Here is a 12,524-nt window from a genome sequence, read left to right as displayed (position 1 = left end):
TGGAGGACATCCACGTGCTCCTCTATGGTTGCGGAAGTGTCAATGTTACCCCTGGCAAAGCTTCACGAAACTGTGCGTGTAGCGCGGGAGATTTCCACTCCTCCTCAGCTGGGCCATAAATGTCTTCTATTTCGAGTGTGGCAAGAGCGGGAAGTGTCTTGAATGTCTCAAGGACATCGACGGTAAGGCGGTAACTGCCTGAAATATTCAGCCTTCTCAGCTTCGGGTGCCCTGCCAGAGGAGCCAGGGCATCACTGGTGATTTGGCCACCTCCTAGTTCCAACTCTTCCAGGTTCTTCGAGCTCCGAAGCCGCTGGCACAGCAACTTGTAGGAAGCTTCCGCGGGAAGGTGTTCCTCATTCTCGAACACAACCAGTTTCCTCAACTCCCCAAACTTGAGCAGAGCCGCACCGAGGTCTCCCCGAATGTCCTCAGGATAGTAAATGTGGATCTCGTCGATGCGTCCGCGAAACATGGCCCGTACACGCTCTCGAAAAACGACGCAGGGAATCTGCTCTCCCCACCTGTTTTCCGTATGTCCCAACAGTTCTTGTACCTTGTCATCCAGAAACTTCGGCATCGCATCCGGTTTCCCATCTTTCTCGAACCTGATTTCCCAGTTCCGTTGAAGCGCATTTTGTACTGCCGCCACTCGGTAGTAGTTCCAACCGGGGGGCACGCAGGAGAGAGCCAGCACGAGTAGCGAAGCAAGTACCAGCAAGCGGCTACGCTTCCGGGTCTTCGATGCCTGTGACTCAAGCTCGGGCATACTGATTCAGGTGAGTAGACGGTATCCGTGCTGAAGTCTTCAAGGAATTCAGACGATTCCCGAATACACAGAATGAAGAAGACCATGCTGAAGGTCTACATGGGTTGGCGGTGGTCACCATCGCCACAGCAGGCTGTGGACTCTGGAAAGCGGCAGCAGGCTGCGCGCAGTCCAAGGTGGCTTCGCCACACAAGTTTCCCCGTGGGCAAAGTTTTGATGACAAGGGTCCTGTAATATCTATCTCTGAGCCACTTACAGGGACTTCAAATACGCCACGATGTCCGCGATGGCCTGCGCATCGAGTCCCAGCAACTGGGGCTCATACATGAGGGAGCGCGTCATCTTGTTCACGGAGGCGATCTTGGAGCGTGGGATGGTTTGCACCATGCCGCCCATGCATTTCATGATCAGCGGATCGCCATCGGAGAGGACCATGCCGGTGATGGTGAGGCCGTCCTTGGTCTTTACTTCCCGACCTTCGAAGCCGTGGGAGATATCGGCGGAGGGTTTGGCGATGCCGGTGATGATGACTTCCGCGGGCTGCAGTTTCCCGAAAGCGGTGAGGTCTGGGCCAAACTCCACGCCGCCCTTGTCCACCTTGTGGCAGGTATAGCACACGGCCACCCGGGCCTGGCCACTCGCGACATCGCCCTTGAGCTTCACGATTTCTGACACCTCTGGCAGCTTCGGACCGTCCTTCGGCTCAGGCGGCATTTCCACGGCAGTGAGTTTCACCTTGTCTGGATCGTAGAGGCCAAGGGCCTTGAGGCCACCTTCCACGTCGAAGCCTTTCCAGTCGCTATTCTTGCGATTCATGGCCCACCACATGGTTTGCTCCTTGAACGGGAAATCCTTCGTGTGGGTCAGCTCGATCATCGCACCTGCGGCCTCGCGGGTCTTCACGAAGGCCAGCGCGGTGATCATGAGCTTGCGTTGCTCATCGCTCAGGGTGGTCATGAGGGCGCGAGCCTTGAAGGCGTGCACGGCTTCCGCAGGATGGAGTCTCCAGGCCAGCCAGGCAAAGGCATCGGTCCACTCAGCTGCGGTGCCACCGAGGGCGAGTTGCAAGGCTTCGAAAGCTGCCTTTTCATTTCCTGTGCAGCCGAGACCAATGGCTTCAAGATAGCTGCGGTCCTTGCCATCGAACTGCTTGGCAATGTTCGTGAGCGCTTCCGCCTGCTTCGGTCCCCAGGAACCGCGCAGTGAGAGCGCGACCTCACGGCGCACCGCGGGAGACTTGTCATTGCTGAACTTCACCACATCAAGAGGATAACCCACGCGGCGCAGGGCACGATAGGCCACGAGTCGACGATAAGAATCCGGCAGCACGAGTTGCTTGGCCACGTTCTTCTTTCCGTCCTCACCCATCTGCGCGAGCAGCCAGATAGCGCGCGCCACGATGTAGGGATTCTCGTCCTTCAGCAGGGCGGTCACCGCTGGCACGGCCTTCGCGCCTTGCGCCTTCAAGCGGGTGAAGCCACCGTAGCGCACATTCACCGCAGGGCTCTTCAGCGCGGCGATCTGACCTTCCGTGGTGTTGAGATCAAACTTGGGAACAACCGGTTTGAATCCCTTCGGTGCGATGCGGTAAATGGATCCGGTGAAGGCATCATCCAGAGTGCCGTGCCCGCCCACGCGAGCATCGAACCAGTCTGCCACGTAAATGGCGCCATCCGGACCGACGCAGACATCGCTGGGGCGGAACTTGGTTTTCAGCTCGAAGCTGGGCTTGCCACCCTGGAAGTCGGAACCGGCAAATTCCTTCTCCTTATTCGAGGTGACGAAATCGAAACGTTCCAGCTTGAAGCCTGCACCATCCTGCTGCGGGAGGTAACCGTAGATCACGTTCTTGCCCGCCTCACAGGCGAGAAGAAGGCCACGCCATTTGTTGTCCAAAACGCCATTCTCATAGAAGGCCACACCCGTTGGTGAGCCGCCGCCGTACACATCACCCGAAGGCATGGTGCCGGGGTCTTCCTGACGCCACTCTGCGGTGGGTGTGTCCTGGCCAGGGCGTTTGTCAGCTCCCCAGGAGCGCAGGCCGTCTGCGGAGGCGAAGCCGGCGTTGCCTCCCTCCATGACTTCCGTCACGCGGCAGGCGGGCGGGTCATCGTTGTCGCTCTGGAAGATGTCACCGAAAGAGGTGATGGCCTGCTCGTAGCTGTTGCGGAAGTTGTGGCCGAGGATGGTCACGTTCGAGCCATCCGGATTCATACGTGCGAGGAAACCGCCGATCCACACATTGCCGTCATCGCTCTTCTTACCTGCGATCTCCGGCAGCATGTACGGGCTGCCCATGTAGAAGGTCTTGCCCGACTTGTCCGTGAACTGTGCCCCCGTGTTGCCCTGGTTCCAATACCACTGGCCATCGGGCCCCGCGGTTGTGCTGTGCAGGCTGTGGTCATGCTGCCTGCCATTGAAGCCCGTGAGAAGTACCTCGCGCTTGTCCACGGCTGGGTCGAACTTGCCATCGCCATTCACATCCGTGTATTGAATCAGGTCAGGTGGCTGGGAGACGATGTACTTGTTCTCGAATACTGCGACACCCAATGGCGAAGCGAGCGCAGGCTCCTGGACAAATGTGGTCACCTTGTCGGCCTTCCCCTCGCCCTTGGTGTCCTCCAGGATCACGATGCGATCGCCTTCCTTCAGGCGTCCACCTTTGCTGCGGTAATTCACACCTTCCGCGATCACCATGCGGCCCTGCGCATCAAAGTCGATGTTGGTGGGGTTGCGGAGCATCGGCGAACTGGCCCAAAGGGTGACTTCCAGCCCCTCCGGCACGGCAAATAGATCCGTGGGCACCAGCGACGGGCCTGTGTCCGGCTTGGGCAGCTCGGCAGGTTTTTCCGCATACACGTAGAACTTCATCCTGGCGTTGCTGGGTTTCCCGCCGCGCTCCATGCCACCGTCATCAATCGCTACCTTCGCGGTGAAACGCTCCGCCCCTTCTGGCAGTGCAAACACCACATTTGCCGGTGCGTGGGCACCGATGGCTTTTTCGTACGATTTGCCCTCCACGAGGATCGGCGTGCCGCTGTAGGCCTTGCCCACCTGAGCCTTGCCATGCGCGGACTCCGCCGACTTCCAGGGGATCTCCGCGAGGCTCTTCACCGATCCGTCCGCCATGATGAGCTGCGGCTCAATCCAGTCGGCCCAGTCGCAGCTGTCGCTGCCTTCATCCGAAACGATGAGGTGCAGCTCTTTCAAACCCTTCACCGGGATGTCGATGGGAACCAGACGCGGCTTGGCTTCACTGGTAAGCTCGGGGCTCTGGAAGAGAGGCTTGGGGGCTTCGGCGGCAGAGAGGTTGGCAGCACTGAGCACCAGAGAGCCGACGAGCAGGGTGACGGGGAAAGAACGGGTGAGCATTGGGACGAACTGAGTGAGCGAGAGCAAAGGGGAGAAACAAACGCGCGTCGGGCGTGGGATATTCAGGCGGCGGGATACTTTGCCATTCGATGGAATGTGGTGGATGACTTGGCCAAGTGCTCGGAACAGACCCGGCATCGTTCTCCTGGACCCCTTCAGGGTCCGAGTATTTTTACGTCTACCCAGGGTGTCGGTCGCTAAGGCTCCCTAACCCTGGGCTGGGCTGCCGCAGTCCTTCAGACTGCAACTTCGAGCCGGATTCAGATTAAAGGCCAGAGACATGTTTATAGCTGCTGGTTTGCTCGCACCAGGGCGCGAAGAGCCGGCGGCTAAAGCCGCCGCTCCTTGGGGGCAGCATTCGCATCAGATCACCCGGTCATTCCCGCCATCCACCGGAATCTGGGCGCCGGTGACCTTGAGGAAGAGCGGCGAGGCCATGGCGGAGACCATGTTGCCGATGTCCTTGCTCTTGATTTCCACCTTCATGAGGTTCTTCGTCTTGTACTCCTCCACGGTCATGCCGTAGCGCTCGGCGCTGCGCTGCAGGGCCTCGGGAGTCCAGAGCTTCGTGTCGAAGACGGCATCGGGGTGGATGATGTTCACGCGCACCTTGTTGGGGGCGAGTTCCAAGGAAGCCACCCGGCAGAGCTGGGTGAGCGCTGCCTTGGAGCACGAGTAGCTGGCCGCGCCAGGACCGGGGGCTTTCACATTGCGGCTGCCTACGAAGATGAAGGAGCTGTCCACCCCGAGCTTGAGATACGGAATGGTCTCGCGCATCAGCTTCTGCGCGCTGGTCAGGTTCACAGCGAGGGCCTTGTCCCAGTTCCCCTGCTCCAGATCTTCGAGGTACTGGCCGGCGGTGAAGATACCTGCGTTGGACACCACGATGTCCAGTCCACCGAAGCGGCGCACGGTGTCCTCCACCGCATCACGCACCGCGGCGTCATCGGTGAGGTTCACCACTTTTCCAAGGCCGCCAATCTTCGCCATGATGTCGGCGATTTCCGGGTTGAGATCGAGGCCCACGACGACGGCGCCCTGCTCCGCGAGGCTCTCCGCGCACGCAAAGCCGATGCCTGCCGCGCAGCCAGTCACCAAAGCCACCTTGCCCTGATGCACCTTGCGGGCCGGGCCCTTGCGCAGCTTGGCCTGCTCCAGTTCCCAGTATTCGATTTCGAAAATGTCCTTCTCAGGGAGCGGCTCCCATCCACCAGCCACTTCCCCAAGCTGCACAGTGGCAGCCGTGTGGGTGGCGATGTCGTGGACGATGCCAGCATCCTTCACCGTGTCACCGAAGCTCACGATGCCGCGTCCTGCCCAGATGGCGAAACGTGGGGCGGGATCCAGCATGGTGTGGTCCTTGGCATTGCGCTTGAAGTAGGCGGTGTATGCCTCCGCGTAGGACTTCAGTGCGGCGTCCATATCGTCGCCAATGAACACCGGAGCGCGCTTCGTGCGGATGCTGTGGTCCGGTGTGAGCGGACCCTTGGTGCCATAGGCGGCCACATCTTTGTTCAGGGTATATCCCACCGCTTCGGGGGAGGCGTTCAACCTGGCAAGCTGCGGATAACCGCGCAGACGGCTCACAGCCTGGCGCATCTTGGCGAGTCCCTTCAGGTCCTCGGCTGCCTGGGCCAGTTCCTGCACCTGCTTGCCTGAGACTTTCTTCGCGAGCCATTCCTCCGCCTGAGTCACCATCTCGATGTGCAGTTCGTAGCTCTTCCGCGCGTCATCCGCGAAGGTGAAAAGGCCGTGCTTCAGCAGGACCATACCCTCGATGCCTTCCGCGCGGAGGTCGCGTCCCTTGATGAGTTCGCACACCGTCTTCGCGAGAATGAAGCCGGGCATCACATACGGCACCACGAGCACCCGCTTGCCGAAGACTTCCTTCACGCGCTTCTCGCCATCTTTGCTACCAGTCAGCGCGGCGATGGCGTTGGCATGGGAGTGGTCCACAAACTTGAAGGGCAGGATGGCATGCAGGATGGCCTCAATGCTCGCCGCGGGCGCATTCGGATTTGTCATCGCCGCGCGCTGCTGCAGAACCATGTCCGGATCGCTCATGGTGGGCAGCTCGGCCATTTTCAACAGGGCGCTCATGCGCACGGGAGCAAAGCCTTCCCGCTCGATGGTGGCGAGGTCCCAGCCGGAGCCTTTCACGTAGCAGAGGCTCACCGGCTCGCCGTAGAAATCCTTCTCCTCCACCTTCACCGAGGTATTGCCGCCGCCGTGGAGCACGAGCGCGGGATTCCGGCCGAGCAGGCGGGAGGTGTAGACACGCTGTCCCAGCGGGTCAGTTCCGAAGGTGGCGGCTTCCTGGTCGTTCCAAAGGCTTTGCATGGCGGGTAAAATGAGGGCGCTAGGGTGCGGTGATTGAGGCCGCGTGCAAGGTGAAAATGCCTGGCCCGCATGGAACTAGAGTGCCACCCAGCGCCCCCTTCCCTCCCCCGAACGCAGACCGAATGCATGCACGGGGAAAACCGGGCGCGAACCAGAGACGAATGATGCGATTTCGGGTGAGATGCGAACTGGACTACAGCGCGGAAGCGCCGGTGGTATTTCTGTTGAATGTACGGGCCCAGGACAACGGCTGCCAGAAGGTGCTGGAGGAGAATTTTTCCATCTCGCCAAAACTGCCCCACACCTTGCTGACGTGTCCCGTGACCAAGAACCGTTTTGAGCGCATCGATGCGGAGGTGCCCGGCGTGTACAACATCGTCTATGAGGCTGTCGTCGAGACCCGCCTCCAAAAACTTCCTGCCGGAGATTTGAAGGAAACCTCCCCTGCCTCCTTCGGGCTCGATGTGCTGCCCTTCATCTACCCCAGCCGGTACAGCCAGTCCGACCGCATGGGGCGCCTCGCGGCGGATCACTTCGGGAAGGAGAATTCTGCCGTGGAGACCGTGCAGGAGATCGTGGCGTGGATCTCGCGCCACATTGCCTATGTGAGTGGCTCCACAGATGCCAACACCTCATCCGTGGACACCCTGGTGGAGCGTGCAGGTGTTTGCCGGGACTTTGCACACCTGGGCATCGCTTTCTGCCGCGCCATGAACATCCCGGCTCGCTACTTCACGGGGTATGCGTTTGAACTGGAGCCGCCGGACTTCCACGCGTGCTTTGAGACGTGGATCGGTGGGCGCTGGATCCTGTGGGATGCCACCGGCCTGGCCTCGCCGGATGGCGTAGTGCGCATCGGCACGGGACGGGATGCCGCGGATGTCTCTGTCTGCACGGCCTTCGGCAGCCTGAAACTCGAGCGGCAGTCCGTGGAGTGCCTCGCGCTTGACCCCTCCTACAAGAAGATGACTCCTGAGGAACTCGGCACCACCGTGGTGTGTCACGACGCTGCAAATCCCTCAGCTAACCGGGCCGCGTAATTCTCAGGTACTGGGTGATGGATCGCTTCCACATCATGCATCGCACCGTCTACCGGTATAAGGCACCGGTGCAGTTTGGCATGCACCGGCTCGTCCTGCGACCGCGGGAGGGGCATGAAATCACGGTGGTGAAACACCATCTCACCATCGTACCGCAGCCCCGCCTCTACTGGCTGAATGACATCTTTGGCAACAACGTCGCTCTGGCCCAGTTCGATGAAGCCGCAGACCGGCTGGAAATCAGGAACGAAGTCGTCATCGACCGCATGCCACGGGCTGAGGACGCTGCCCCACTAAAAGTGAGCCGTTCCTCGCTCACTCCCCTACCCGTCACCTACCCCCAGATGGAGCTTCCCGTGGTTCAGGGTTACATCGCGTCAGTGTATCCAGACGACCACGCGAAAGTCACCGCTTGGGTGGCTTCCCTGCCTCCTCCGGAGGAAGCTCATCCCACCGCGCTCGAGATGGTGGAGCACGTGGGACGTTGCATCTACGGCACCATCAAATACCGCCGCCGGGAAGAACCCGGCGTCCAGACACCGGTCGGCACCCTTGCATTGGGAACGGGCTCCTGCCGTGATATGGCCGTGCTGATGATGGAAGCCTGCCGCTCCATGGGCATCGCCACACGCTTTGTCAGTGGCTACCTCAGCACCAGTGCCTCGGCTGCGGGTCGGGGAGCCACGCACGCATGGGCGGATGTCTACCTGCCCGACAGCGGCTGGACGGGTTACGACCCCACTATTGGCGAACGCGTCTCTCGCAAACATCTCGCCATCGGCGTAAGTGCTCATCCGCGGGGTGTCATGCCGGTGAGCGGCATTTTCAATGGACCACCGGGCGCTTATGAAGGCATGGAAGTAGCCGTGACGATGAAGCAGGTGCCAATGGAGGAGATGGTGGACGCTGAAGACCTTGCCCAGAATTGATTCCATCGATTCGATTCATCACCGATTGGTGGCAAGAGTTCTTGTTCGCTCCATCGCCAGATGTTTGGATATCGCCCATGAAATCCATGCAGTGCTTTCTCACGATGCTCGGCATCCTCTCCAGTGCCTCCGGCGTCCATGCTGAGCCAGATCTGACCGAGGTATGGTCGACGCAGTGGATTGGACTCCGGATGCCGGTGGTGCAGAAGGGCATGGCCTCGCCATCCACGGATCTGGATGAGAAACATCTGAATCCGAAGGCATCGCGGCCAGCAGATGAAAACAACGATTCCGTCTACTGGACGGGCGCCATGCTCTTGCAGACAGCAGACAAGGCCTTCGAGGTTCCAAAGGCTTTGCGAAAGAAGGAGGTCCTTGAATTCTCCTCCATGGTATGGACAAGCGACAAGGAGGAGTTCCGTGATGTCGTCGGACTTGCTCCCGCAAATACGTTCATTGTCAGTGATGACGAGACCGAAAATGAATTCTGGATCATCGAAGTGTACGGAGATGAGAAAGGAGCCTCCGCCTACCTCAGCGTTGGCTACCACTGCGGTGCCAATCTTTACCAACAAAGGATGGATACCAAGTTCGCCCGCATCACGAATCAGGAGCTCATTCGCTCTCTGATCACATCAGGTAAAGAGACCGCCAAGTAGTCATCGCGCCAGGTCTTTGAGACACGGCGACCGGAATCGCAATCGCATCCACGGCTCAATCTACGAAGAATTTCGTTTACAACCACGAATACTTTCGTAGATAGTGCAGTCATGCCGGAAAATGCGTCGCAAAAGCCGACTCCCTCTGAACTGGTCATCCTGCGCGTCCTATGGGAGCGCGGTCCGAGCACCGTACGGGAGGTGATGGACTCCCTCACGGAGGAGCGTGAAATGGGCTACACCACTGTGCTGAAGTTCCTCCAGATCATGCTGGAAAAGAAGCTGGTCTCCCGGGATGGCTCCGGCAAAACCCACGTGTACAGGGCTGCCATCCCGGCCGAGAAGATGCAGCGCCGCCTGGTGGGCGACCTGCTGGACAAGGTCTTTGCCGGTTCCGTGAGCCGCCTCGTCATGCACGCCCTGGGCTCAAAGAAGGCCAGCGCCGCAGAGCTCCGCGACATCCGTCGCATGCTGGATGAGCTCGACACGGACAAACCGAATTCCACCACCAAGCCAAAGCCATGATCGCGTTGCTTGATCGATTCACGCATTCTGAAACGGCGCATGACGTTTCGCTCGTACTGGTCCATTCGCTATGGCAGGGGACGGTGGTGGCGGTCGCGCTCGCCATTCTGTTGCGTCAGATGCGGCGCTCCTCGGCTCAGGCCCGCTACCTGGCATCCTGCGTGGGCATGCTTGCGCTCGTAGTTTGGCCAGCAGTCACTTTCTGGCAGGTTACTGGAGAGCGGGGCAATGTGGTTCGCGCCCCCTGGCCGCATGCTTTGAATGTGTCTGCTCACGAACAGCCACTCCTGCATCTGAGGGCTCCTCAGGCACCGCCTTCCACGTCAACACCCAGCTTCAGCCCCTCGTGGAAGAATGCCGCCATTCAACCGCGTGCGGCATCGGACTGGCAGAGCTGGGCCACCCTGCTTTGGCTCACCGGCATGGCACTGCTGAGCGTCTGGCACCTCATGGGCTGGCTGAGCTTGCAGCGCTTGCGATATCAGGCTGCCTCCGCACTTACGGGAGAACTCGCGAGCATTTCCGCACGATTGGCCCGACACATGAAGCTCCCCTCCTCCACTCGAGTGCGCTGGTCGTCGCGCGTCACTGGAGCCATCTCCTTTGGCTGGCTTCGGCCCATGGTCCTGCTTCCGGCAGCCATGGCCACGGGATTCTCCACTCGGGAGATTGAGATGATCCTAGCGCATGAGTTCGCCCACCTGCGCCGCCATGACTATCTGGTAAATCTGCTCCAGTCTGCCGTGGAGACCCTGCTGTTCTACCACCCTGCTGTCTGGTGGACCAGTCGTCAGATGCGACGTGAGCGAGAGCATGCATGTGATGACATTGCCATTCGGGTCACTGGAGATGCCAGGAGCTATGCTCATGCCCTCGTCCGGCTTGCTGAGAGCGCCACAGCGTTTTCAGAAGGAACGCCGCGACTCGCCATGGCGGCGGGTGCACAGAGTGGACTGCGTGGCCGCATCGAGCGCCTCATTTGTCCCGCAACCCCATCCACTGCTTTCGTCCTGCGCCCTGCCTCAAGCGTGGTCATCCTCACGCTGGTGCTGCTCGGCGTGGGGATACCAGATGCTTCACGTCCCCTGCAGGCTCAGGACACGACGGCCACTGCCCTGCGCGGCACCATTCGTGATCGCAATGGCGTTCCGCTCGCCATCTCTGATCGGGAGGACAGGCAAATCATCTTCGACCTGGAGAAAGTGGTGGATGCCTGGCGTGCCAAGCCTGGGCGCGAAGTGCCACTCAGAATCTATCGCAAGTCTCCGACAGCCACCGACGATGGCCCTGACGAAGTGGAGGAGCCGGACATTGTCTACATGTTCGAGCAGCTGGCCCCTCCGGCTCTTGAACAACACCAGCTTGCGAGAAGCTTCAATGCCGGAGCGATGCGTCGCCACTACCGACAATACCGCGGGAGCAGGCCTTTTGCTTATGAAAAGGAGCTGTCGGAAGATGAATTCAAGCATGCCGCCTCTGTAAAAGACAAAGTGATAGGTATGGATGTCCGCACTGTCATGCTGCGCCACTATCCCTACAAGGCACTGGCAGGCCACATGCTTGGCTACACCCGCCACTCTGGAAGTGATGAACCCGAAGAGGGTGCCAGTGGACTGGAGAGTTCCCTGCACTCCCTCCTTGAACCTCAACCGCTGGAGGATGAATCCAAACCATCACCGGCACGCGGAGCCGATGTCTACCTGACTCTCGACGCCAGGCATCAGTACATTGCAGAGAGGGCTCTGCGAGACTGCGTGCCGGCCATTGGGAGAGGCACTGCAGTTCTCCTCGATGTGCAAAGTGGCGATGTCCTGGCCATGGCCTCAGTGCCGTCCTTTGATCCAAACGACTTCATCCCCTTCATTCGCAAGGAGAAACTGGAGAACTACAACAATAACACCACCAATCCCCTGCTGAACCGCGCGATACGCAGCTTCGTCCCGGGCGCCACCTTTCTGGTGGCCACCTCGCTTGCGGGCATCTGCGACGGGAAGGAAGGCTTCCAGCACACCTGCACCGGCGGCTCCACCTTTGGCAACAGGTACATGCAGTGCTGGATTGGCCAGAAAGGCAGCACGCATGGCGCGATGGATTTGCGAAAAGGGATACAAGAAAGCTGCAACCCCTACTTCTATAATCTGGGAAACGCGATCAACCCGGACAAGTATGACGCCATCGTCTCGTTGCTCGGCATCGGTCAGGACGTGGGTATTGAACTTCCAGAAAACGATCGCGGCATTTTCCCCAATCGGGCTTGGTGGGCAAAGTACAGGCCTCGCGAACCATACACGGCAGCGACGGTGGCGAATTGGTCCATCGGCCAGGGTGCGATGCAGGTCAGTCCACTGCAACTTGCGTCCCTCATGGTTCCTGTCGCCAATGGAGGGCTGGTCTGGCGTCCCCGTCTGGTGGATCGGATTGCATCAGGTGGAGAAGTTGCTCGCGAAGAAAAGCGTCCCCGGCAGCTCGTGGGCAACCTTCGTGACGAGGGGCTCACGGACACAGGCCTGCAAACCCTGCGCACCGCGATGCGAGCAACGGTGACTGACGGCGTTGCCCAGGCCGCGAATCTGCCAGATCTACCCATGGCAGGAAGGACCGGCACCGCGCAAAACTGGCGGCACGATGAGAAAGGAAACTCGGTGAAAGACAATCACACCATGTTCATCGCATACGCCCCGGTCGAGAGACCCAGGTGGGCCATTTGTGTCCTCGTGCAAGGAGGCAAGGGAGGCGGGACAACCGCCGCTCCCATCGCGGCCCACATTCTTCGCCAAGTGGCCGAGGTCGAGACCGGAAAGCGGAAGGTGGAAGTGCAGCCTGTGGAGCCGATCGAGGGCTCATTCGAGCCCATCGATCACGTGGAGTATCCGTCTGCCTCGAACTAGGC

General features: G+C 59.9%; 8 protein-coding genes. 5 read left to right on the top strand and 3 right to left on the bottom strand.

The features are described 5' to 3' along the window. Window positions 1-22 precede the first annotated feature (22 nt). From DES53_RS08200 to DES53_RS08190, 3 genes are all read right to left on the bottom strand, one after another. Complete coding sequence (locus tag DES53_RS08200) at window positions 23-769, bottom strand: leucine-rich repeat domain-containing protein (protein ID WP_113957742.1); 747 nt, start codon at window positions 767-769, stop codon at window positions 23-25. 252 nt (window positions 770-1,021) lie between these two features. Continuing rightward, window positions 1,022-4,141: a PVC-type heme-binding CxxCH protein gene (locus tag DES53_RS08195; protein ID WP_170156949.1), complete on the bottom strand. Its 3,120-nt coding sequence runs from the start codon at window positions 4,139-4,141 to the stop codon at window positions 1,022-1,024. A gap of 363 nt (window positions 4,142-4,504) precedes the next feature. Next, window positions 4,505-6,481 (bottom strand): bifunctional aldolase/short-chain dehydrogenase, encoded by a 1,977-nt coding sequence (locus DES53_RS08190; protein WP_113957740.1) that lies wholly within the window; start codon window positions 6,479-6,481, stop codon window positions 4,505-4,507. A gap of 176 nt (window positions 6,482-6,657) precedes the next feature. Between DES53_RS08190 and DES53_RS08185 the strand changes: the two genes are divergently transcribed. The 5 genes from DES53_RS08185 (at window position 6,658) to DES53_RS08165 (ending at window position 12,522) form a co-directional block, all read left to right on the top strand. Then, window positions 6,658-7,521, top strand: a complete 864-nt coding sequence (locus DES53_RS08185; protein WP_211325482.1) for a transglutaminase-like domain-containing protein — start codon at window positions 6,658-6,660, stop codon at window positions 7,519-7,521. Between the two features lie 35 nt (window positions 7,522-7,556). Beyond that, window positions 7,557-8,450: a transglutaminase family protein gene (locus DES53_RS08180; protein ID WP_170156947.1), complete on the top strand. Its 894-nt coding sequence runs from the start codon at window positions 7,557-7,559 to the stop codon at window positions 8,448-8,450. Between the two features lie 86 nt (window positions 8,451-8,536). Further along, on the top strand, window positions 8,537-9,109 hold the full coding sequence (locus DES53_RS08175) for a hypothetical protein (protein ID WP_170156946.1): 573 nt from the start codon (window positions 8,537-8,539) through the stop codon (window positions 9,107-9,109). Between the two features lie 111 nt (window positions 9,110-9,220). Beyond that, window positions 9,221-9,634, top strand: a complete 414-nt coding sequence (locus tag DES53_RS08170; RefSeq protein ID WP_113957736.1) for a BlaI/MecI/CopY family transcriptional regulator — start codon at window positions 9,221-9,223, stop codon at window positions 9,632-9,634. Further along, window positions 9,631-12,522 (top strand): penicillin-binding transpeptidase domain-containing protein, encoded by a 2,892-nt coding sequence (locus DES53_RS08165; protein WP_113957735.1) that lies wholly within the window; start codon window positions 9,631-9,633, stop codon window positions 12,520-12,522. Before DES53_RS08170 ends, DES53_RS08165 begins: the two co-directional genes overlap by 4 nt. Window positions 12,523-12,524 lie beyond the last annotated feature (2 nt).

The organism is Roseimicrobium gellanilyticum (assembly GCF_003315205.1).
Classification (GTDB): domain Bacteria; phylum Verrucomicrobiota; class Verrucomicrobiia; order Verrucomicrobiales; family Verrucomicrobiaceae; genus Roseimicrobium; species Roseimicrobium gellanilyticum.
The sequence above is the reverse complement of the archived record's forward strand: the minus strand, read 5'-3'. Positions and strand labels throughout refer to the sequence as shown.

Bases quoted from the DNA above. Each gene is read 5' to 3' on its own strand.
- DES53_RS08200 (WP_113957742.1), bottom strand. From the start codon at position 769: ATGCCCGAGCTTGAGTCACAGGCATCGAAGACCCGGAAGCGTAGCCGC.
- DES53_RS08195 (WP_170156949.1), bottom strand. From the start codon at position 4,141: ATGCTCACCCGTTCTTTCCCCGTCACCCTGCTCGTCGGCTCTCTGGTG.
- DES53_RS08190 (WP_113957740.1), bottom strand. From the start codon at position 6,481: ATGCAAAGCCTTTGGAACGACCAGGAAGCCGCCACCTTCGGAACTGAC.
- DES53_RS08180 (WP_170156947.1), top strand. From the start codon at position 7,557: ATGCATCGCACCGTCTACCGGTATAAGGCACCGGTGCAGTTTGGCATG.
- DES53_RS08175 (WP_170156946.1), top strand. From the start codon at position 8,537: ATGCAGTGCTTTCTCACGATGCTCGGCATCCTCTCCAGTGCCTCCGGC.
- DES53_RS08170 (WP_113957736.1), top strand. From the start codon at position 9,221: ATGCCGGAAAATGCGTCGCAAAAGCCGACTCCCTCTGAACTGGTCATC.
- DES53_RS08165 (WP_113957735.1), top strand. From the start codon at position 9,631: ATGATCGCGTTGCTTGATCGATTCACGCATTCTGAAACGGCGCATGAC.